The organism is Streptomyces sp. a15 (assembly GCF_059026085.1).
Map to the genome: position 1 here is coordinate 1 of NZ_JBWLKM010000289.1, position 403 is coordinate 403.

Genomic DNA, 403 nt, shown 5'->3' on the forward strand with positions numbered 1-403 from the left:
CGATTGGGACGAAGTCGTAACAAGGTAGCCGTACCGGAAGGTGCGGCTGGATCACCTCCTTTCTAAGGAGCACTTCTCGGCGGCCGAGCTTGCTTGGCTGTCCAGAGGCCAGTTCATCGGCGAATGTCCGGTGCTGGTTGCTCAAGGGTGGAACGTTGACTATTCGGCACACTTGACCAGCTTGTCTTCCTAGTACTGCTTCGGCGTGGAATGGAAGGCGAGTGGCGAGGGTGTCGGGCACGCTGTTGGGTGTCTGAGGGTACGGGCTTTTCAGTCTGGACCTTCGATGCCGGCCCCGGTGCAGCATCACGGAAGTGGTGTGTGACGGGTGGCTGGTCGTTGTTTGAGAACTGCACAGTGGACGCGAGCATCTGTGGCCAAGTTTTTAAGGGCGCACGGTGGA

Annotated in this window: 1 rRNA gene; it reads left to right on the forward strand. The window is 58.8% G+C overall.

The window, feature by feature from the left end:
* Nucleotides 1-62 (forward strand): 16S ribosomal RNA (locus tag AC5P09_RS52175); the annotation flags it as partial.
* Nucleotides 63-403: the final 341 nt, after the last annotated feature.